Raw genomic sequence first — 21,226 nt, 5'->3', positions numbered from 1 at the left:
ACCTTATCCGTCATCACTGACGTTGAGGTGGCTTCTTTATATTCATTAATGGATGCAATATATGCATTCACTTTATTGAATTTATTCCATCGTTGGAGAAGTGCCAAACTGCGGTCGAACGGCCTTAGGGAAATAACCAATCTCGATGGCGTGTTCCAGCATTTTTGAGATGAAACGGTCATCTGTTTTTGCACATATAATGCCGGCTGGTTCCACATAAGCAGTTGTTACAGGAGAGGCATACACGTATGCAGAATCCTTTGCACCGTCTCCTTCAAGCTGGGCGATAGCCAGTTGAAGGGCCTCAGGGTCCTTGCTGACACTGCCATCGAACAACCAGTTGGTATACTCTGCAAAAGGCAGAGTCTCCACTTCATAACCGGCCCGATTCACAGAACGAATCAGATCATCGTAGCTGATAGGCTCCGGATTACAGATGTGGAATACACGTCCTGCTGTATCCTGGCGTAATGCCAGATGTACAATGGCCTGACTTGCATAATCAATAGGTGTAAAATCAACCATCCAGTCGGCTGCAGGTGCTTTGCCCAGCAATAACATTGCTTTAATCATACGATAAAAGGCATTGCTATCGATATTAGATTGGAAACGTCCCGTCTCGGAATGACAGGTCAGGTTACCTGCACGATAGATGCTCACAGGTACACCTTCTTCAGCAGCAATCATAAGCACTTTCTCGGCTTCAAGCTTGCTGTCCGAGTACAGGTTGTCCACGTGCAGGTCCGTTGGGAAGCGATCATATTGCAATGAGGACTCCCACTGTCCACTGAGTGCAAGATCTTCCGGTATACCCATCGTGGATACATGATGGAAGGAGGCACCTGGTTTACTGCGAACGAGTTTCAGCAATGCGGTGGTTCCATCCACATTGGTTTTGGCGAATTGTGCTGCATCCCCGAAATGTCGTACATCCGCAGCGCAGTGTATCACACGGTCAATTCGTTCTTGCACGTAAGTTGTCTGCTCGACTGAAAGACCAAGATTCGGTTGCTCCAGATCGCCTTCAATAATCTCGACGCGGGCTGCGAGGAGAGGTAGCAGTTCTGGGCCAAAGTAACTTTTCATAACGCTGCTCAGTCGTTCCATCGCAGAGCTTCCGTCTGCTGGGCGGCGAACAAGAGTATAGATGCGTGTATTCGAAGTTAGAATCAACTGTTGCAGCACATGGGATCCAAGATATCCGGTAGCCCCGGTCAGGAGTACATGCTCGGGATTCAGAATTTCAGGATATCCAATCTGGGATCTCAGCTCTACAGGATGTTCTGACAATTGGGTAATTACGCCGTTATTCCCTGAAGAATGGGCAGTTTCTTCTGTAGTTTGAGCCAGCTTCTCCACGCGTTGTGCCAAGGCACGAACCGTCTTCTCGGCAAAAAAGTCGGCAATTTTCAGCTGAGGATAATGCGGCTTAAGAATGACGAGCACATGGATAACCCGAAGTGAGTCACCGCCAATGGCGAAGAAGCTATCCTCCACACCAAAGTCATCGTGCTGAAGAATTTCTTTCCATGATTCCAGAATAATTGCTTCGGTTTCCGTCTCCGGCAGTACCCGATCAGGTCGATCTTCATGACGCTCTACGTGAGGCAGAGCTACCATCGCTTTGCGATTGATTTTGCCTGTCGGTGCAATCGGCATTTCATCAAGCTGACAGATCCATTTGGGTACAAAATAGGAAGGAAGCTTAACCGTTAGCTCCGCTTTAATGTCCGCAACGGAAAGTGTACTGCCATCTTTGGAAGTAAAGTATCCTACGAGCATGTTTTGACCATCAGATTCTTTCTTGGGAATCACGGCCACATCCTGAACCTGATCCAGACGGGCAAAATGATCCTCGATCTCTCCAATCTCAATCCGGTGACCCCGGATTTTCAACTGAGAATCGCTGCGTCCGACATATTCCAGCAGTCCGCTATCGAGCATTTTGGCAATATCGCCAGACTTATAGATTTTCTCATCGACTGCAAATGGATTATCAACGAATGCCTGTTCTGTACGCTCGGGCTGGTTCAGATAACCTTTGGCCAGAGCGGGTGTTGCTATATATACCTCGCCAGGAACGCCTACCGGGCATAACTGCTGTTCTTCATTGACGATATACACTTTATAGTTATGAATCGGTCTGCCGATTGGAATGTTAACAACACTTTCCGGAACTTGCTCGCTAATTCGGTGAGTCGCTGTTGCTACTGTACATTCTGTAGGCCCGTATACATTGACGATATCAATTTGGTTGCCGAATTTGCGCTGGAAGGCACGAACCTGCTCACCATACAGTGCTTCTCCAGCCACGGTAATGATTTTGACTTTGGCCAGCTTGTGGAAGCCTTCATCAGACAGGAAGGAAGCAAGCTGGTTGAAAAAGATGGTTGGCAGAATCGTAATAATCGTTGTGCCTGTGCGCTCAATTGCACTTGCAAATTCTTCAACAGATACACGTTCTTCCGCCGACAACAGGTACAGTTCTGCTCCGTAGAACAAGGCGCCAATCGTATCCCACACTGATGCATCGAAGCTGTATGTAGCAAACTGGGTTAATACGTCACCTGGCTGAATATCGCAATCCCGTTGCACCACACTACCAAGATTGGCAACACCCCGATGAGCGATAAGTGCACCTTTCGGTTTGCCAGTAGATCCCGAGGTATAGATGATATACGCCAGGTCGTCTGGCTGAATATCCAGATTGGGGTTGCTTGCTGCGAATCCGGCAAGGCGTCCATCCACGGCCAGGATTTGGCGAACGGTAGTAATTCCTGAGAATAACCGTGAAGCTTCAGGTAAAGAGGACTCTTTGGTTAGGACAAAGGATGAAGCTGTATCTTCGACAATATAACTGTTGCGTTCTTGTGGATGCTCAGGATCGACAGGAACATATACTCCGCCAGCTTTGAGAATACCGAGCAAAGAAATAATCGTTTCCAGACTCCGCTCCATAAAGATGCTGACGAATTCTCCTTTTTGCAATCCGTTGGATAACAGCACACGGGCTACCTGATTGGCACGTTCGTTCAATTCTCTATAGGTGTACCCGCCAGTTGGTGAAGTAATTGCTGGAGATTCAGGATATTCGGCTGCTGTTGCTTCGAACCAGCCATGAATTGTCTGATGTTCTGGTTCGAGAACGGCGGTATCATTCATTTCTCGGTATAGCAATCGGTCTGAAGCGGATAAAATGTCCACTGTACCGATTGCCTTGTCTTGGTCACGCAGCATAGCCAAAAGAAGAGTCTGATAGTACTCTGCATATCTTGTGACCGTAGGTTCATTTAGAAGTGAACTGTCATAGAACAGATCCAGTGTGAGCATACCCTGATCATCACGAATATTCCAATTTAACAATTGAGGAGCTTTAGGCAGCTGTACACTGTTATACATGAACAGCGTCTCCGGATTTCCTGCCGCTTGGAGCGTGTAATGAAGCTGGAGTTGATCGGAAATCTGATGAATCAGTTCATTAAAGGTTAACTTGCCTTGAATTTGCAATAACACATGGGATGCTGCCTGATCGGGAGCCAGTGTGCCGATGGCAAGTTCCTGCTCAGCTGATAAACGGAACAACAGGGCTGCGTAGGCAGACAATAATGCTGGATACACACCCTCTGACCCGAATTTTTGTTTCAGTTCCCGACCCAGGGACGATTCCAGTGAAAGATGAGCAGACTCATAAGTGAATGATTGTTGACGGCGCCCAAAATCCAGTGGAATCTGAAGAACCGGCAGGCTAGATTCCACTGTTTGGGGAGATGATGATTGATTTTCGACCACTTCAGTTGTTCCTCCTTGGTTCAAACCGTTCAAGTTGTGGGTTGAATTATTGTTTGGTTACATTAAAATGCGAAATCAGTTCTTGCAGTTCCTCAGACATGCTGTTCAAACGGGTAGAGGAATCAACAAGTGTAATCAGTGATGCTTTTTGTTCATCAACGGATGAAGAAATCCGTTCACTATTGTCAGCTGTCTTACTCACACTGGCAGACAAATCATCCGCAGTTGCGGTCATTTCTTCTGTACCTGCAGAGATTTCTTCTGTAGCACTCGATACTTCCTGAATCTGATTCGATACTTTCTTGGCTGCTTCCAGAATCTCTTCGAACAATTGACCGGTTTGATCAGCTACGCTGAGCCCAGTATCTACTTCAGACGTTCCTTGTTCCATCGCACGAACGGCTTGTCTGATTTCAGCCTGAATCTCCTGGATCAGTACGGCAACTTGGCTCGTGGATTGTTCAGACTGCTCAGCAAGCTTACGTACTTCACCTGCTACAACCGCGAATCCTCGACCTTCTTCACCAACACGTGCTGCTTCAATAGATGCGTTGAGTGCAAGCAAGTTCGTCTGGCTGGAAATGCCTGAGATGATATTCAGAATATCGCCAATTTCCTGCGAGCGGCTCTCCAGAACCTGAATGGCCGATGCGGTGTTTTTAACAGATTCCGTAATCAGATTCATCTGTTCGGATACCTGACGAACCACACTGTTTCCTTGTTGGGATCGACGTTCCATCTCATAGGCCTCGTCAGCTACGCTCGCTGAACTGCTGGCAATAGTCTGAATGACGACAGCCATCTCGGACATCGCACGGGCACTATCGCGGGTCGCCTGTTCCTGCGCACGAATGTTGGATGTAATCTGAGTAACATTACTATTAATAGTCTCAGCATTCTCACTGTTTCTCTCGGAGACTTCATACAGTTCCTTGGCAGACTCGTTAACTTCTTGCGAAGTGATTTGTACTTTGACGATGGTATCGTTGATCTTGCGAACCATGGTATTGAACTTTTCGTTCACAATGCCCAGATCGTCTTTGCCTGTCGGAATTTTGACATTCAAATTACCCCGGCTTACGTCATCAATCCCTTTGATCAGGTGACGAATAGGGGAGAGCGTGTTTTTGACAACAAGATATTGGATAATCAGGAACAACAGCAGGAACGCTACCAGGATGATAATTCCGTTCTTAAGCAATTTGTTCAGTCCGGCAGGTACTGCTGATGCGTCTGCATCGACTGCAAAGTAAGAGTAAATCTTGCCGTTACTATCCTTGATCGGATAAGCAATGGTTGTCCAGGTTCCGAAATCGTCGGAATAAAATGTGGTGAACGTTGGGCGATCCGTATTCACCATTTCTTTCAGTGCATTTGCCACAACGACAGGTTGTTCATACATGTCGCCGATATTTACATTTTCACTCTGGAAGGCTTCCTTCAGATTGGTTGGCATGGCAACCAGGGAAGTTAACCGCTTGTTATCTCCACCCAGCTCGACACCAAAGATGTAGGCTTGTGCAATGTTGGGATAATATTGCTGCATTTCATCGAAGTAGGCACGCAATTTGGTTTGTGTTTTTCCATCATAATTGGCTTCTGTAATAGCAGCCTGTACTTCGGTGGAATCAATGCCCTCTGCCCATTTTTTGGTGATTTGTTCTACTTGACCATGTAGCTGGTCAACGAGAATCGTTTTTTGAAAGTAATAGCTGCTGGCAATAAGTGCCACGCCGATAATAATAATGTTAGTAAATGAAAGCAACAGATTTTTGGAGAAAAAAGACATGCTTTTCCAACTTAATGATTTCACTAAAGTCCACTCCTGATCTTCTTTGAATTGATAATATGCTGGTGTTTTCATGATGCAATTTAAGTCATTCCTGTATCCCCTCCAAAGGCATAATATGAGACCATGGTCTTGGGTTTCTGGTCGCTATGTAGAGATATTTTTACCTAGATACCCATGGGTGTCTAATTATTAAAACACATCTATACTTAATATGTCGTATAAAATGTCGTCAAATTGAATAGTTTTGTTAAAACTTTTTTAATATTTTACGTATTTATGGACATATGAAAGTGAGATGTAGGTATTTAGAACTGTTTATTTAAAATAATTCCCATTTTTTAGTTTCATTCTGTATTCTATAACATGGTGGGTTAAAAAACATCCTAAAACATTGAAAAAATAGTGAAAACGACAGAAAACGGACTTTCTTCTGCCACACAAATCAGATATCAGGGAGGAGAAGCTTACCAAGATTGTACATAAGCAACATCCAATGATACATGTGAAGCAGAGAAACAGGCCAAGTTTTCCAGTTGAACACCTCATGCACAGATATACATCGGAAGCGGTTTTATCTATAATAACTACAGTATGCATTTCTCAAATCATGAGCAGGCGGGGGTTTATAGATGAATCTTAAACAGATAGCAGCTGAGCGCGCGGCAGAATATGTTCAAGATGGAATGAAGGTTGGATTGGGTACAGGGTCAACGGCGTATTACGCTATTTGTCGAATTGGTGAGCGAGTACGTGAAGGGTTGAACATTCAGGCTGTAGCAACTTCGGAAGCATCGGACAAGCTCGCCAAAGAGTGGGGAATTCCGATCGTTCCATTTGATCAAATTGGACGTCTGGATCTTACCATTGACGGTGCAGATGAAGTTGATCCTGAGTTTAACCTGATCAAAGGTGGCGGCGGTGCGCTTTTGCGTGAGAAAATTGTAGCTGCAAACAGCGACAAACTGATTATTGTGGCCGATGGCAGCAAAGCCGTACAAAAGCTGGGAAAATTCCCGTTGCCAGTTGAAGTGGTTCCGTTTGCTTCAGAATGGACCTTCCAGGCGCTGGAGAAACTCGGATGTCACCCGGAATGGCGTATGGATGGGGATCAACGTTATCTTACGGATAATGGAAACCTCATTGCAGATTGCCATATGGAAGCCATAGAACATGCTGCGGAGCTTAACGTTCAGTTAAATATGCTCCCAGGTGTTGTCGATAATGGATTGTTTATTAAAATGGCTGACACCGTCATTCTTGCGAAGGATGATGGCAGCATCGATGAGCGTCATCGTTCATGAACGGAAAGTGAGGTCATTGCATAGATGAGGGAAAACCCGTTAGTGGATGGTGAGATTGTTCTTCGATGTGTGGAGAAAGAGGATCTGACTGAACTCTATGAATTGATCTACAGTGAAGAAGTACCGGAATGGAAGCAATGGGATGCGCCATATTATGCCCTTGAACATGAGAGCTACGAAGACTTCGAACGGAGTATGTTAAGAAGACTTGAAGCAACTCAGAGCAATGCTGATCCGGACTCCATTCGAATCATTGAGTTGAATGGCCGAATCGTCGGTACAATCAGCTACTATTGGGAACATCGTCCATCCATGTGGCTGGAAATGGGAATAGTGCTATATCGTTCAGCCCAATGGGGGCACGGGATTGGCACGCGAGTACTTCAGATATGGTCCAGCTACTTATTCGAGCAATTGCCCCTGGCCCGGGTTGGGTTGACGACCTGGTCAGGCAATGAACGGATGATGCGTTCAGCTTCGAAGGCGGGACTGCAGGTGGAAGGACGCATGCGTAAATGCCGCATCGTGGATGACAAACATTATGATTCAATTCGTATGGGAATGCTGCGCGAAGAGTGGGAGCAGATACGATCTTCAGGCGCAGGTCGAAATGTAAACAAGTGATGGAGGATTAAGAAATGCCGAACAACGAGGACAATCGGGAACTGTCTTTACAATTATTTGTGGTTCTCGCTCGCGCATATAATTCCGTTACATCCAGATCCAACCGGGATATCCAGAGTCATGGACTGAATACAACAGAATTTGGCGTGCTTGATTTGTTATACCATAAAGGGCCGCAGGCGTTGCAAAAGATCGGTGAAAAAGTGTTAATGTCCAGCGGCAATATCACGTATGTTGTGGACAAGCTTCAGAACAAAAATCTGCTGATTCGTCGAGCATCCAAGGAAGATCGGCGTGTCATATACGCTGAATTGACGGAGGAAGGAAGACATCTGTTCACACAAATCTTTCCTCAGCACCACCAGGTGATCATTGATGCGGTGGATGGGCTGGAACCTTCGGAAAAGGCGGATGCGATTCGTTTGTTAAAAAAGCTTGGACTCGCTGCAGAGGGGAAAACTGACTTGCGTTAATAACGCAGGTCAGTTTTTTTTATATGAATGTATGCCATTCGTCGTTCATGTATAATGAATAAATAGGTTGTATTTGAACGGGGACGATCGAGGCTGCTGAAGCTGCTGAGAGAGATTGAGGAAGCCTTTGTATAAGCAGTAGGGCTTAATTCGCGATTAGGAGAGTGATCATGTGATGTCTAATGAACATGGAGAGAAGAACTCATCGCACAGAACGATTGAATCGTTATCCAATCAGATGGTTCACGGCAAGGAGAGCCGAGGGCAGAGTTTTATATCTCTTCCGATATCAATCTTGCTTGCAGATGATAACGTCATCAATCGGCAAGTTGTGAAGATGCAACTCAAAAGGCTGGGCATGACGCAGGTGGATGCCGTCTCTAATGGGGAAGAGGCTAGCGAGGCCTTTCTCAGCAATAAATATAGTATGATCCTGATGGATAACATAATGCCTGTAATGGACGGACTGGAGGCGACACGTCATATCAGAGCCATAGAACAGGATAAGATGTGGCCTCCCATTCCGATTATTGCGATGACAGGAAATGTGATGGATGGAGAGAAAGAGAAATGTTTTGAAGCCGGGATGAATGATTTTATTGGTAAACCCTTCACGCTTGAAGCTCTAAACAACGTGATTCAGAAGTGGCAACAAGCATCTCAGTCCGGAGAAATTACGAAATGATAGATAGTATACATACTTGTTTCACGTGGAAGATCGACTGAAAGAGAGGGGAATTTTCATGTTATTATACAGCCTTGCGGTTCTGGTGCTGATCGTTCTTGCCTTACTATGGTTAGGTGGACTTTACTTCTTCAAAACCGCCATTCGGCGTGCTCCAAAATCATTTCTGGTTGACAATCCGAATCTGATGCCCGAACCGGATAACGAAATAATCAGCAGTGCGTCTGACTTGACGTGGCTTGATACGCAGACAACCGAAGATATATATGTTGAATCCCATGACGGATTAAAGCTGCATGGAACATGGCTTCCTTCCCACAGGGGATCGCAGCAACCAACAGTTATCCTGGCTCATGGTTATTCGGGAAAAGGCAGAGAGATGGCCGGTTTTGCGCGCTTTTATGCTGAAAAGCGGGGCTACAACGTCCTGATGCCGGATGATCGCGGTCATGGCCAAAGTGAAGGCAATATCATCGGGTTCGGCTGGCTGGACCGTAGAGATTATGTTCAATGGGTCCATTGGGTTCTGGGCAAGGTCGGCACAGAGACGGAGATCATCTTGCATGGAATTTCGATGGGAGGCGCTACTGTATTGATGACAGGTGGTGAAGCTCTCCCTGATCAGGTGAAGGCCATCGTAACGGATTGTGCGTATACCTCAGTGAAGGATGAACTGACCTTCCAGCTCAAGCAGCTATACAAGTTGCCCGCATTTCCGTTTATACCCGTTACCAGTCTTATCTCTAAATGGAAGGCAGGCTACTTCTTTGGGGAGGCATCGGCACTAAATCAACTCACGAAAGTTCAAGTTCCTGTTCTTTTTATTCATGGTGAGGCAGATACGTTTGTTCCGACGGAAATGGTTTACAGACTATATGAAGCTTGTCCGACAGAAAAAGAACTGTTGACTATCCCCCGTGCGGGTCATGGAACAGCGTTTCAAGTGGATCGTCCCCGATACGAGGAGGTACTGGAATCCTTTTTGACAAAGAACCTATCGAATTCTTCTGCAGTATCATCATTGATCTGATTCCAATAAAGCAACCTGGGTATTAAGTAGAAGATGTCCTTAAGGGGAGGTGCGAGATGCCATATACACCTAGAGTTTGTTCATATTGTCATGAAAAAATGGCAGAGAATGAGTTCAAATGCAAATCTTGCGGCAATCTGGTTACTACCAAGACGGTTCAGCCTGAACAACCGTACATGATTGAAAATGATGAATTTATATTGGATCGATATTCAATTGTGTTGCTTGTTCTGATGACACTGTTTCTTCCTCCGGTAGCCATGACCATCGGCGGCGTGATGTTATTTAATGACAATACGTATAAGCAGGATACAGGTAAATTACTCGTAACTGGGGCATTTGTAGTGATGGTAATTCTCACCATTATTCTGTTCGCAGGTTCGGGGACATTGACGATTAATATCTAATCTATGGAGGTGCTTTTATGGCAAATGAACAATTTGAGGCTGCACGGAAAGCAGAGGCAGGTTACCATTCTAACTTCTATCAGAATAATGAATTATTCGCGTCCGGTACCTGGATGGCGAGGCCCATGCCTATGGTTATGGATATGCTGGAGCGTCTCCTTGCCCATAAGACGGAACTGCGAGTTCTCGATTTGGGATGTGGTGTAGGCAGACATACGATTCCTATTGCACAGCGTCTCGGGCAAACAAACAGTGAAGTTATCGGGGTGGATTTGCTGGATGAGGCTGTAGATGGACTTCGCAAATATGCGAAAGAATATCAGGTTGATCATATCGTGCAAGCAGAGAAAGCAGATGTTGAGCATTACGCTATCGAGCCGGATCATTTTGATTTTATTGCGGCTTGCTCTTGTCTGGAACATGTTTCAAATAAACAAGCTTTAGTGGAAGCTATTGAACGTTTGCAAGCGGGAACCCGTACAGGCGGCATTCATTGTATCACGATGAGTACAAGTGTAGATGAAAAGGAAATCAACACAGGACGGGAGATTGAGCCGTTGATTGAATTGAATCTGCCCACAGCGGAGGCTATCGCATTACTGGAGAAGGCTTATACGGATTGGAATATTCTTCTCCAGGAACATGTAACACAGACGATCGAAGAGGAAAAGTATGATGAACCGACACAGTTCCGTTGTGAACTGCTTCGTTTCGCTGCACAGAAGCAGTAGCAGCCTGCCGGGATCGCGTAGTAAGATCCCGGCAGTTCGTATTACTCGGTAGCTTAATAGGAACATCACAAGAAGCATCATGTGACAGGGGACATCATCACACCAGAACATGGGGGATCAGAATGAGTACATATGTGATTGGGATGGATGGCGGGGGAAGCCATACACGTGTGGCATTGGCCGATGAGAACGGAAAGGTTTTGACTTATGTGCAAAAAGGCGGTTGCAACCGCTATCATGATGCCAATGCAGAGCAGAATGTATTGGAGGGCATTGCCGAAGCCATTCGCGGAGCTGGGTTAGAAGTGAATCAGATTGCTTCCATTCAGGCGGGGATGGCAGGCCTGGATCGGCCTGAAGATACAGTCTGGGCTGAAGCGTTACTCGCCCAAACCGGTATATTAGGCAGAATCAGCGCAGTAAATGACACGCATATTGCACATACGGCAGCTTTTGTTGGTGAGCCGGGCATTGTAGCTATTGGAGGCACAGGCTCTCTGATTCTGGGTAAAACGGAACAAGGGACCTGGCTCCGCAATGACCAGTTCGGCCACTATGCGCCAACAGCAGCTCGCTTTTTGGCTTATGACACGGTGCATTCCATCCTTGCGGGACGTTATGGTCCGCAGGATCAACCCTGGATCGAACAGATATTAGCCTATTGGAATGTAACTTCGGTTCCGGAGCTTGCTGCATTGGGCGTGTCAGGTTTTGCTGAAAATAGACAGGCCATCAATCGGATATTTGGTCAAATGGCTCCTTTGGTTACCGAAGCAGCAGCCGAAAATATTCCGCTTGCGGTCAGAGTATGTGATTCGGCAGCGGATACGGCCGTTGTGGGTATTCTAATGCTTGCATCATGTTTTGAAGATCAGCAGGTGTGCATGACGCTTACAGGAAGTTGTCTGAGTACATCTTATATGGTGGAGGCCGTTCGAAAGGGGCTGGATGCAGCCTATAAACCGGGTGGACAACAGATTCATTACATTACCAGCCATGTGCCGGCAGTCGGAGGTGCGCTGCTGGATGCATATCATTTGGCAGGAATTCAGGTGCCTGAAGGTATCACGTCTGATCTCCAATCGGAGCTGAAACGGCATACGACTTGAACTTTTAAAGGCTAACGACTACAATACGATAACGGAATCAAGCAAGTTATAGGAGGAATCAGGGTGTTAATTCAATTGAAATCACGCATACAGGATCCGGAAGTACAGGAGCTGTTGTCCTACTCGGTCTTTCCCGATCCGGATCACCTGAATCGTGCGTTACAACAGTATGTTGATAAGGAAGATCTGCATTTGGACGGTTATGAAGACGAAGGTCAGCTGATCGGTCTGATTGGATATGAAAGTACAGGAACGAGTGAGATCACTATTCATCACATTGCAGTCTTGCCTGAGAACCGTTTTAAAAATTATGGTCGTGGCATGATTTCACAGGTGCTGGCCCAATATAACCCGGATAGACTGATCGCAGAGACCGATGTGGAAGCGGTAGAGTTTTATCGAAATACGGGATTCGTAGTGTACAGCCTGGGTGAGCTGTATCCGGGTGTGGAGCGATTCCGCTGTGTGCTGGAAAAAGACGAGGAGCAAGACGAACAATAGTTTTGATCCGGTTTACTACTGTGCAACGGAAATAGAGCATAATTATAACAGGATGTTGGATTTGGCGAATAAGCTGAGTCGGACGTCCTGTTTTTTTTGTCGTTTGTTAAAAAAAAATAGGAAAAACGTATTGCTTTGCAATATAGTTTCATTATAGAATAGTTTCATTGGAGAATAGTTCTACAAGTGAACTATATTTTGAGGGAAGGAGAATGAAGAATGAACACACCGGATGCTAGAAGTTTGGTTAACCGCTATTTGGATGCTTCTTTCCTGGTAACCAAACGGTTTGATACCCAGATACGTGAACGCTTGGGGCAAACCATTACCACAGATCAGTTCTGTGCACTTCGTATGATCGAGGAGAAACCGTTATGTACGCCTTCTGATCTGGCAGAACTTCTGTGTGTGGGCAAGAGCAGTATCACTGCTCTGGTCAACAAGCTGGTGGACCGGGATTTGGTCCATCGGGCCGGGGATGAACGCGACCGCAGAGTTGTGTATTTGACCCTGACGGACAATGGACGGGAAGTATACAAGGAAACGGAACAGGAAATACAGCAGCTTCTGGAGCCATATTTGGTCCATTTCAAACCGGAAGAGGTTCAGAATTTCATTGAATCTTTTGAGAAGCTGGCAGCTCTGCTAACGCATGAAGGAGGACAGGAGAACGAATGAGAACGATTTTGAAAGCGCGATGGTGGCTGATGGGGCTATGGGTTGTTGTGGCTGCTGTATTAATGTTCACCGCCCCTAATATGAGTGAATTGATTCGGGAAAAAGGACAATTTTCGGTTCCTGAAGGGCACTCTTCCACCCAGGCAGCGGCGATTCTGGATGAAGCCGCAGCACAAAAGGGTGAGCAGCAGGGTAGCCAGTTGGCTCTTGTATTTTATAACCCGGATGGTTTGGGTGCCGAGGGTAAAGAAGAAGCAGAACAGGCTGTTAAGAAACTGGAGGCTGAAAAAGAGAAACTGGGCATTCTGTCCATACTGGAACCATTCTCTCAGCCTGAATTATCTGACAAAATGATCTCTGAGAATGGCAAGACGATCTTAACGTCGCTTTCCATTGATCAGGGAGACCGTACAGTCAAGGAAATGCGCGAAGACCTCAATGAAGCTTTGTCATCGGTCAATGTGGAACATTACATAACCGGTAAAGGTTTGATTGATGAAGATACGGTGGAAAGTTCCCAAGAAGGACTCAAAAAATCGGAGTACATTACTGTAGTATTTATTTTGCTCATCCTGTTCCTTGTATTCCGCTCTTTTGTCGCTCCATTTGTTCCACTGCTTACAGTGGGGATCAGCTACATTGTTTCACAGCAGATTGTTGCGTTTCTTGTAGACGGTCTAGACTTCCCTATATCGACGTTTACGCAAATCTTTATGGTGGCAGTCATGTTCGGGATCGGTACGGACTATTGTATCCTGTTGATTAGCCGGTTCAAGGAAGAATTGGCTCATCATGAAAATACGTGGGATGCTATTATTGCTACTTACCGCACAGCAGGCAAAACGGTATTCTTCTCCGCACTCGCCGTGCTGGTTGGATTCATTGCCATTGGTTTTGCACAGTTTATGTTGTATCGTTCCGCGGTAGCAGTTGCTGTCGGTATTGCCGTGATGATGCTGGCATTAGTCACGATTGTTCCATTTTTCATGGCAGTGTTGGGAAAAAGGCTGTTCTGGCCTTCCAAAGGTTCACTGGAGCATGCCGAGAGCAAGATTTATGGTGCAGCCGGTCGTTTCTCCCTAAAACGTCCATGGGCAGCCCTGCTCATCGTTGCAGCGGTATGTGTGCCATTGCTGGCAACTTATGACGGTAAACTGTCGTTTAACAGTCTCGATGAGATTGGTGAGAAATATGATTCGGTCAAAGCATTCAATATCATTTCGGACAGCTTCGGTCCTGGTGAATCCTTGCCGGGTCAGGTCGTTATCCAGAATGATGAAGCTATGGATAACGCCAAGTACATGGCGCTCGCCGAAAAAATCAGCCGGGAAGTGGAGAAGGTGCCGGGGATCTCTGGTGTCCGCAGTATGACACGTCCAACCGGTGATGAGATCAAAGATTTTGAAGTGACACAACAAGTAGGGACATTGTCTGATGGTTTGGGCGAAGGCAAAACGGGTCTGGATAAAATCCGTGATGGTCTGAGCGAAGCCAGCAGTCAGTTAAGCAAAAATGAACCACAACTTAAAGAAGCTGCGGATGGAGCTGGAGAACTGACCAAAGGTACTTCCCAACTGCAGTCTGGTATTACACAGTTGTCGGAAGGACTTCAGCAGATTGAAAAAGGAATTCGTGACAGCTCCTCGGGCGCCGGTGATCTAAAAGCAGGTCTGCAGAAAGCCAAAACGAGTGCAGATCAACTTGCACAGGCCAACAATCAGCTGCTTCAAGCCTATCGTCAGGCAGGAGCAGGTGTCGCAGCGCTGGGTGATGGTGTAGGTGAACTGCAATCACAACTCAAAGGTGTATCTACAGCGTTGACCAGCTTGAATGAATCGTTCACAGCGCTTGAAGAGCGTTATCCTGATTTGCTGCAAGACGCCGATTATCAGCGGGTCAAAGGAACCCTTGGTGAAACAGGTACCGGCACCGCACAGCTTGCTCAAGGTTTGGGTCGAATTCAAACCAAGCTGGGCGAAGCCGCAGCTGGAATCAATCAGGCTAACGAAGGCTTTGCCTCCGCAGCTTCCGGACAGAAGGCACTTGCAGATGGTCTGGGTCAGATTGTGACGGGAATCAGTCAGTTGCAATCCGGTCTTAAACAGGCCGCTGACGGTCAAGGTAAAGTGATTAGTGAAATTCCTTCAATTCAGAAAGGACTTGGTCAGCTTCAGGGCGGTCAAGAGAAAATTCAGCAAGGCTTCTCGGATCTGAGTGGTCAACTGACTCAATTGACAGATGGTCTTAATCAGAGTGTGGATGGAATCGAACAGGTTTCAGGTGGACTCGATTCAGCACAGGACTACCTGACACAATTGCAAAGCTCTCCTGATTCTGATCTGGCAGGCTGGTATGTTCCTGAAGAAGCACTGAATAGTAAAGACTTCACACAGGTATTCGATACGTATCTGTCCAAGGATCGGAAAACGATGACGATTGACGTTATTTTTGCCGAGAATCCATATGGAACAGAAGCGATTGATCGTGTTCCGGATATTGAAGCTGCGGTACATCGTGCCGTACAGGGTAGTGCACTTGAAAAAGCGGATATTGCAATTGGCGGGGTAACCAGTACATTTGCAGATCTGCAGGAAGTCTCCAACAACGATTACACACGCACAGTTATGCTGATGCTTGCAGGAACGTTTATCATTCTGGTCCTGCTGCTCCGTTCAGTTATTATGCCGCTGTATCTGATTGTCTCGTTGCTGCTGGCGTATTTCACATCGATGGCCCTGACTGAAGCGATCTTTGTGAATATACTTGGGTTCTCGGGTATCAGTTGGGTTACGCCGTTCTTCGGCTTTGTCATGCTGATTGCACTGGGTGTGGATTACAGCATCTTCCTGATGGATCGTTTCAATGAGAACAAAGGTATGAGAGTCCATGATGCCATACTATATGCCATGAAAAACATGGGTACGGTCATTCTGTCTGCAGCCGTCATTCTGAGTGGTACCTTTGCCGCAATGTATCCATCGGGAGTTCTTTCGATGATGCAGATTGCGACGGTTGTACTCAGCGGACTGATCTTGTATTCTCTGCTGTTCCTGCCATTCTTCGTTCCTGTAATGGTGAAAATGTTTGGCCGTGCCAACTGGTGGCCATTCCCGAACAAAGAACAGGCAGATTCCGTAGATTCAGATCGTAATATAGGCATGTAATGTAATGATATATGAAAACCCCGCTGGATCCCCGGCGGGGTTTTCTGTATGGTTTAGTGCATCCATTTATGAAACGGACAAATAAATGTGTATGCCTACGGACACCATCCCGCGCCTTGTCTCCGTTCCTCTCATACGATATATAGGAATTGTATATGGAGTAAGTTTATAACACAGCAGAGAGGGGCGGCGGGATGGTATATCGATATGTGGCTATAGGAGATTCATTAACGGTAGGTACAGGAGCGCTGCTGGGCACCGGCTTTGTTCCTTTATATCGGAGAATGGCAGAAACGAATGTGCGTACGTTTGTATCGATGGATAATTTGGGAGTGAATGGACTTACGTCAGGGGAAATGCTGCAGATGATATCCAACAATCCAAGAGTACGCCAATCGCTGCGTGAGGCGGATATTATTACGTTGTCGATTGGTGGGAACGATCTGATTCGTACATTCAAAGCAAGTGGCGGGATCCCGAATTCAAGTAAGATGACACAGGTGCTTGGGGATACTCGCAGTAACGTGTCCCAGATTATGAGGCACATCCGGCAGTTGAAAGGAAATAGTGTATATATGGTCCGTACGATTGGGTTGTACAACCCGTATCCACAAGCGGCGGAAGCTGCATATTGGGTGCGGCAGTATAATTCCTTTCTGAATAGTGCAGGATCGGGGAACTATGCCTGTGCTCAGGTCTATGACCGGTTTGAAGGGCGTGAACGTGAACTGTTATTTTGGGACAGGGTTCATCCAAATGCAAAAGGCTATCGCGTGATTGCAGAACAGCTGAATCGTACAGGGTACTATCCATTTGCCTGATCAGCAGGTAGTGAAGCTTAGAATGACTATTCACTCGGAGCTGACTAGACCGAAAGAAATACTTCCGTTAAGATGAGGACATATAGAGGTTGTATTATGTGAGGTAAAGGAGTTATTTTTGGTGCACATCATCGATTCAGATTCCCTAAATGATTCAGAACAGCAGCTCATATCCACCGTTTTATCCTCATATGGCTTCACGTCCGACTGGAAAGCTCAGCGCGGAAGGGGAGGCATGAACAACTCTACCTTTATGATAGAGATGGGCCAAGAATGTTACGTGCTGAGGCAGTATGAAACGCATAATGATCGAATGAAAATTGCTTTTGAACACGAGGTGCTGTCTGCCTTGTCACGTTCAGAGTTTGAGCTTGATGTGCCTGCGCCCGTTAGCCTTCCTGATGATAAGCATGCAACATTTCTTACTGTGCAGGATCGCTCGTCTGGAAGGAGCAAAATCGTGACGTTGTTCCATTATCGTGAGGGCCATAATCCCGTGTGGAATACACCAGAGCAGCTGAGCGGACTGGGCAGGGCGGCGGGCATGTTATCTTCCGTTATGGCGCGCCTTCCCATATCCCTGGCTCCCGTTTACCCGCCCTATTATCAGATTCAGGAGGCTTACCCGCTTTGTTCACCGGAGAAATTATTGCAACTATGCACCTCACCCCTGGGTACGCTGATGGCATGTGCGGATGACCTGCAGAAGCTGAAGGTTGTATTGCCAGACTTATTCAATACGCTGCGAGGTTTGGAGCTTTTGCCACATCAACTGGTCCATGGGGATTTGAATGCATCCAATGTATTGGCAGACTCTCGGGAAATCATATGTGCCATTTTGGATTTTGAATTCGCCACATGGGATCTGCGGGTAATGGAGCTTGCTGTGCCCATGTCTGACCTTCTGACGATGGACAAGGAGCAGTCATGGATGTGGGAGGCTTTGGAGGGACTGATTCAGGGATTCAGGCAACAGGTCAGTCTGGAGCCAGAGGAGCTGAGCATGATTCCAGCTCTTATTTTGCTTCGAAGTCTGGATGTGGTCATGCATTTTATCAGTCGCTTGTTCGAAGGTACAGATGAGCCTGAAGTGGCTGTGCAGCAAATCAGGAAGCTTAGAGAACGGATAGACTGGATGAAAGGTAATGAGGAACGGCTGCGCGAGCTGCTGGTCTAGCTCTGCAACTTGCAGATGTATAACAAAAGAGCACTGATTTAAGCCTTGAGGCAAGAATCAGTGCTCTTTTTATTTGGTGAAATTTATTATCACGAATGAATGGGATGGATGCGTACATTTCGAATTCACGACGTCGAATCCAATGCTCAATCTAACGTAATCAAGCAGCCTTACAGTCCACGCTTGCGGAACCAGCTGCGTACAGCCCAGCGACGCTCCTGGCGCTTCTTATATTTTGGCAGGGAGCGATACACGTTCAGTGATTGTTCATAGGCTTGTTTTGCATCAGCAGTACGTCCAAGAGAGCGGTACACCGAGCCGAGCAGATAATACGCTTCACTGGATGAGGAATGAATCTCCTGGAATTGCTGAACGTATGCCAGCGCTTTGTCCCGGTGGGTATCCTTGAATGCACCTGCAAGTGTCAGATAAGGACGTCCATATTTCACTCTTGGATTAATATCCAGTGCCTGCAAAATATGACGCTCGCCTTCTTCTGTTTGGCCCAGATGGAGTTCAGTTGTGCCCAGCGCCTCCCAATATTCGGCTGATTGTTCATAAGGACGCTCCAGTTCCAGCAGCAAGGCATGAGCTTCGCTATAACGTTTGCGTTCAATCAACAGACGGGCCAGATCCAGCTTGGAAGAGACTTCATTCGGACTCATGGCAAGCTGCTGCCGGAGTCGTGAGATGTTACGCATACGTTTAAGTGGCTTCATGAAGCTTGGCATCACCCCAACATAGCGACGATCCAGGAAATACAAAATGATGAGGAAAATAAGAACCGCCAAGAATGGATTGCCTACAATCCGCCACAGCAGGCCAAAGATTAGAAATTTAATCAGCACGACAAAGTCAACTCCAATTATGATGTAATCGCATTTCGAACACTTAAAATATATTTGGATTGGTCCAGCGGGTTAACTCCTCTGCGCTTCCGCGTATGGGTCTGATCCGAAGGACAATCCTGGTACCCGGCAAAAGAAGTCGTGAGCACCCCGCGTCCGCTCGTCTCTGAACGCAGCTTCACCGGATAATCCATGGAGCTTGCCAGAGGCATACGTCCTTCAACGATGCATCGACCGCCTCCGATGATCGGCGCTTCAAGGGTTGCTCGCATATGTACCAGATCACTAAGCGCTTTGCCGCCGTACTCCTCCGGAACCGTTAACCGGAAATTCAGGATGGGTTCCAGCAGGGTTGTACCTGTGTTTGCCAACCCATCCATAATTCCCATCGGCGTTGCTACTACAAAATCCAGGGGATGGGTATGCCAGACATGGTGCTCTCCTTCGATTAGTGTAATGCGCAGGTCGGTAACTTCCCACCCCAACAATCCCTGAGATAGCGCTTCGGGAATACGGCGTTCTACTTCATTCTGATAACGGAGCAGGAGATGATCCGTCCGGACGGTGGATGAGTAGATCAGACCGCTGCCACGTGGCAAAGGCTCAATGCTGAATCGAAGAATGGCCCAGCAGGGCTTGGGCATCGTATATGCGATGAATCCTTCCCCGGAAGAACGAGGGGTTTCCTTATAGATGACGGACGGCGGGTCAAATACGATATCCAGTCCGAAACGACTCATCAACAGGCTGGACAGAATCTCAAGCTGAATGGTTCCCATGACTTTAAGATGCAGTTCCCGTTCTTCAGGCAACCATTGCAAATCGAGCAGGGGATCTTCATCCGTCAGCTCTTGCAATGCCGCTACAAGGTCAGGATAACGAGCCGTGTCTTTACCATGGACCTGCACGGTCAACAAGGGAACAGCCAGCTGGGGTACAGGAGGCACACCTTCGGGGCTGCCAATAATATCACCAACATGGGTTTCGCTTAGTCCGTACAGTGCGGCGATCTGTCCGGCATGAACAGCACCGGTATCCGCCCATTTCCGACCATCCATTCGGCGAATCTGTGTCACTTTCTCTTCCAGCTTCCGAGTGGAGTTATAGATCGTATCCCGATTATGCACGCTGCCACCATACATGCGAACATAGGCTGTACGGCCCATCGTTTTATCCCGTTCAATTTTGAATACAACCCCGGATACTGAAGGTTCTTGAGGCTGTGCAGGTGCAGGAAGAAATTCGATGATGGCATCCAGCAGTTCCGTTACGCCGATCCCTTTGCCAGAAGCACCATAACAAATGGGGAACACTTCGCCCTGATGCACCTTTTTGCGAAATGCTTCATCTAGCTGGTCAGCAGGCAGCGTTTCACCATTAATGTAGGCTTCCATCAGATCTTCGTCGAGTTCGGCAAGTAATTCAAAGAGGCCAGAGATAGATGAAGAAGAACCTTTCACTTGCGTTTGGCTCTCATTCCATAAGGTGTCAATGCCCTCAAATACATCTTCATTCATACGAAAGGATTGGATCTCGCATACGAAGGGAGATAGGCTGGAGCGGATCTGATCGATAACCGTCTCAGCAGAGGCACCAACCCGATCCATTTTGTTAATATAAATCAGGGTAGGAATTCCAAGCGAGCGGAGAGCATGCCAGATGGTCTCGCTTTGGGATTGGACCCCTTCCACGGCGGATACAATCAGTACGGCTCCGTCCATAACACGCAGGGCTCGCTCTACCTCAGAGCTGAAATCGATATGTCCCGGCGTATCAATCAGATCAATAATCGTATCTTTCCAGATCAAAGAGGTCATAGCCGCCTGCACGGAAATGCCTCGTTCCTTTTCAATATCCAGAGAGTCTGTGGCTGTAGTTCCGTCATCTACGCGACCTGGACTACGTACGACACCGCTTTGAAATAACATATGTTCTGTCGTTGTTGTTTTCCCTGCATCGACGTGTGCGAAGATGCCGATATTTCTGCGATTCAATTCGTTTAACATGGGATGTAAGGCTCCTCTGGCAGCAGAAACGCATCGTTTCCGACATTGTAATTCAGTATTATAACATACCACACGAATAGTATGGAAGAA

At 46.9% G+C, this 21,226-nt stretch carries 17 protein-coding genes; 13 read left to right on the top strand and 4 right to left on the bottom strand.

All coding sequences use genetic code 11. The annotated features are described in order from the left end of the window. Positions 1 to 81: 81 nt before the first annotated feature. Complete coding sequence (locus tag G3352_RS22530) at positions 82 to 3,789, bottom strand: amino acid adenylation domain-containing protein (RefSeq protein ID WP_163760100.1); 3,708 nt, start codon at positions 3,787 to 3,789, stop codon at positions 82 to 84. A gap of 46 nt (positions 3,790 to 3,835) precedes the next feature. Continuing rightward, positions 3,836 to 5,578 carry a methyl-accepting chemotaxis protein gene (locus G3352_RS22525; protein ID WP_163760360.1) on the bottom strand — a complete coding sequence of 581 codons (1,743 nt, stop codon included), beginning with the start codon at positions 5,576 to 5,578 and terminating at the stop codon, positions 3,836 to 3,838. Between the two features lie 632 nt (positions 5,579 to 6,210). On the opposite strand from G3352_RS22525, the gene rpiA reads away from it, so the two are divergent. The 13 genes from rpiA (at position 6,211) to G3352_RS22460 (ending at position 18,282) form a co-directional block, all read left to right on the top strand. Next, positions 6,211 to 6,882 carry a ribose-5-phosphate isomerase RpiA gene (gene rpiA / locus G3352_RS22520; protein ID WP_163760097.1) on the top strand — a complete coding sequence of 224 codons (672 nt, stop codon included), beginning with the start codon at positions 6,211 to 6,213 and terminating at the stop codon, positions 6,880 to 6,882. Positions 6,883 to 6,924: 42 nt separating this feature from the next. Further along, positions 6,925 to 7,506, top strand: a complete 582-nt coding sequence (locus tag G3352_RS22515; RefSeq protein ID WP_345940794.1) for a GNAT family N-acetyltransferase — start codon at positions 6,925 to 6,927, stop codon at positions 7,504 to 7,506. A 14-nt stretch (positions 7,507 to 7,520) separates the two neighbouring features. Beyond that, on the top strand, positions 7,521 to 7,979 hold the full coding sequence (locus G3352_RS22510; RefSeq protein WP_024630132.1) for a MarR family winged helix-turn-helix transcriptional regulator: 459 nt from the start codon (positions 7,521 to 7,523) through the stop codon (positions 7,977 to 7,979). Positions 7,980 to 8,154: 175 nt separating this feature from the next. Continuing rightward, a complete protein-coding gene (locus G3352_RS22505) occupies positions 8,155 to 8,664 on the top strand; it encodes a response regulator (protein WP_163760091.1) in 510 nt (169 codons plus the stop codon). A 58-nt stretch (positions 8,665 to 8,722) separates the two neighbouring features. After that, positions 8,723 to 9,694, top strand: coding sequence for an alpha/beta hydrolase (locus G3352_RS22500; RefSeq protein WP_163760089.1), 972 nt, complete (start codon positions 8,723 to 8,725; stop codon positions 9,692 to 9,694). A 56-nt stretch (positions 9,695 to 9,750) separates the two neighbouring features. Beyond that, positions 9,751 to 10,101 (top strand): C1 domain-containing protein, encoded by a 351-nt coding sequence (locus G3352_RS22495; RefSeq protein WP_163760086.1) that lies wholly within the window; start codon positions 9,751 to 9,753, stop codon positions 10,099 to 10,101. A gap of 17 nt (positions 10,102 to 10,118) precedes the next feature. Further along, positions 10,119 to 10,832 carry a class I SAM-dependent methyltransferase gene (locus G3352_RS22490; RefSeq protein WP_163760083.1) on the top strand — a complete coding sequence of 238 codons (714 nt, stop codon included), beginning with the start codon at positions 10,119 to 10,121 and terminating at the stop codon, positions 10,830 to 10,832. Positions 10,833 to 10,954: 122 nt separating this feature from the next. After that, positions 10,955 to 11,941 (top strand): N-acetylglucosamine kinase, encoded by a 987-nt coding sequence (locus G3352_RS22485; RefSeq protein WP_163760080.1) that lies wholly within the window; start codon positions 10,955 to 10,957, stop codon positions 11,939 to 11,941. A 63-nt stretch (positions 11,942 to 12,004) separates the two neighbouring features. Beyond that, entirely contained in the window at positions 12,005 to 12,442 is a 438-nt protein-coding gene (locus G3352_RS22480; protein WP_163760077.1) for a GNAT family N-acetyltransferase, read from the top strand. Positions 12,443 to 12,661: 219 nt separating this feature from the next. After that, positions 12,662 to 13,120 (top strand): MarR family winged helix-turn-helix transcriptional regulator, encoded by a 459-nt coding sequence (locus G3352_RS22475; RefSeq protein WP_163760074.1) that lies wholly within the window; start codon positions 12,662 to 12,664, stop codon positions 13,118 to 13,120. Next, entirely contained in the window at positions 13,117 to 16,284 is a 3,168-nt protein-coding gene (locus tag G3352_RS22470) for an efflux RND transporter permease subunit (RefSeq protein ID WP_163760071.1), read from the top strand. Before G3352_RS22475 ends, G3352_RS22470 begins: the two co-directional genes overlap by 4 nt. A 194-nt stretch (positions 16,285 to 16,478) precedes the next feature. Next, positions 16,479 to 17,105 (top strand): GDSL-type esterase/lipase family protein, encoded by a 627-nt coding sequence (locus G3352_RS22465; RefSeq protein WP_163760068.1) that lies wholly within the window; start codon positions 16,479 to 16,481, stop codon positions 17,103 to 17,105. 121 nt (positions 17,106 to 17,226) lie between these two features. Beyond that, on the top strand, positions 17,227 to 18,282 hold the full coding sequence (locus G3352_RS22460) for a phosphotransferase (RefSeq protein ID WP_345940793.1): 1,056 nt from the start codon (positions 17,227 to 17,229) through the stop codon (positions 18,280 to 18,282). 170 nt (positions 18,283 to 18,452) lie between these two features. Here the strand turns inward: G3352_RS22460 and G3352_RS22455 are convergent, their stop codons facing one another. Next, positions 18,453 to 19,130, bottom strand: a complete 678-nt coding sequence (locus G3352_RS22455; RefSeq protein WP_064639115.1) for a tetratricopeptide repeat protein — start codon at positions 19,128 to 19,130, stop codon at positions 18,453 to 18,455. Positions 19,131 to 19,147: 17 nt separating this feature from the next. Next, positions 19,148 to 21,136 (bottom strand): GTP-binding protein, encoded by a 1,989-nt coding sequence (locus G3352_RS22450; protein ID WP_163760062.1) that lies wholly within the window; start codon positions 21,134 to 21,136, stop codon positions 19,148 to 19,150. Positions 21,137 to 21,226 lie beyond the last annotated feature (90 nt).

Source organism: Paenibacillus sp. ALJ109b (assembly GCF_010747435.1).
GTDB lineage: Bacteria > Bacillota > Bacilli > Paenibacillales > Paenibacillaceae > Paenibacillus > Paenibacillus taichungensis.
This window is presented reverse-complemented; position numbering and strand designations above follow the sequence as displayed.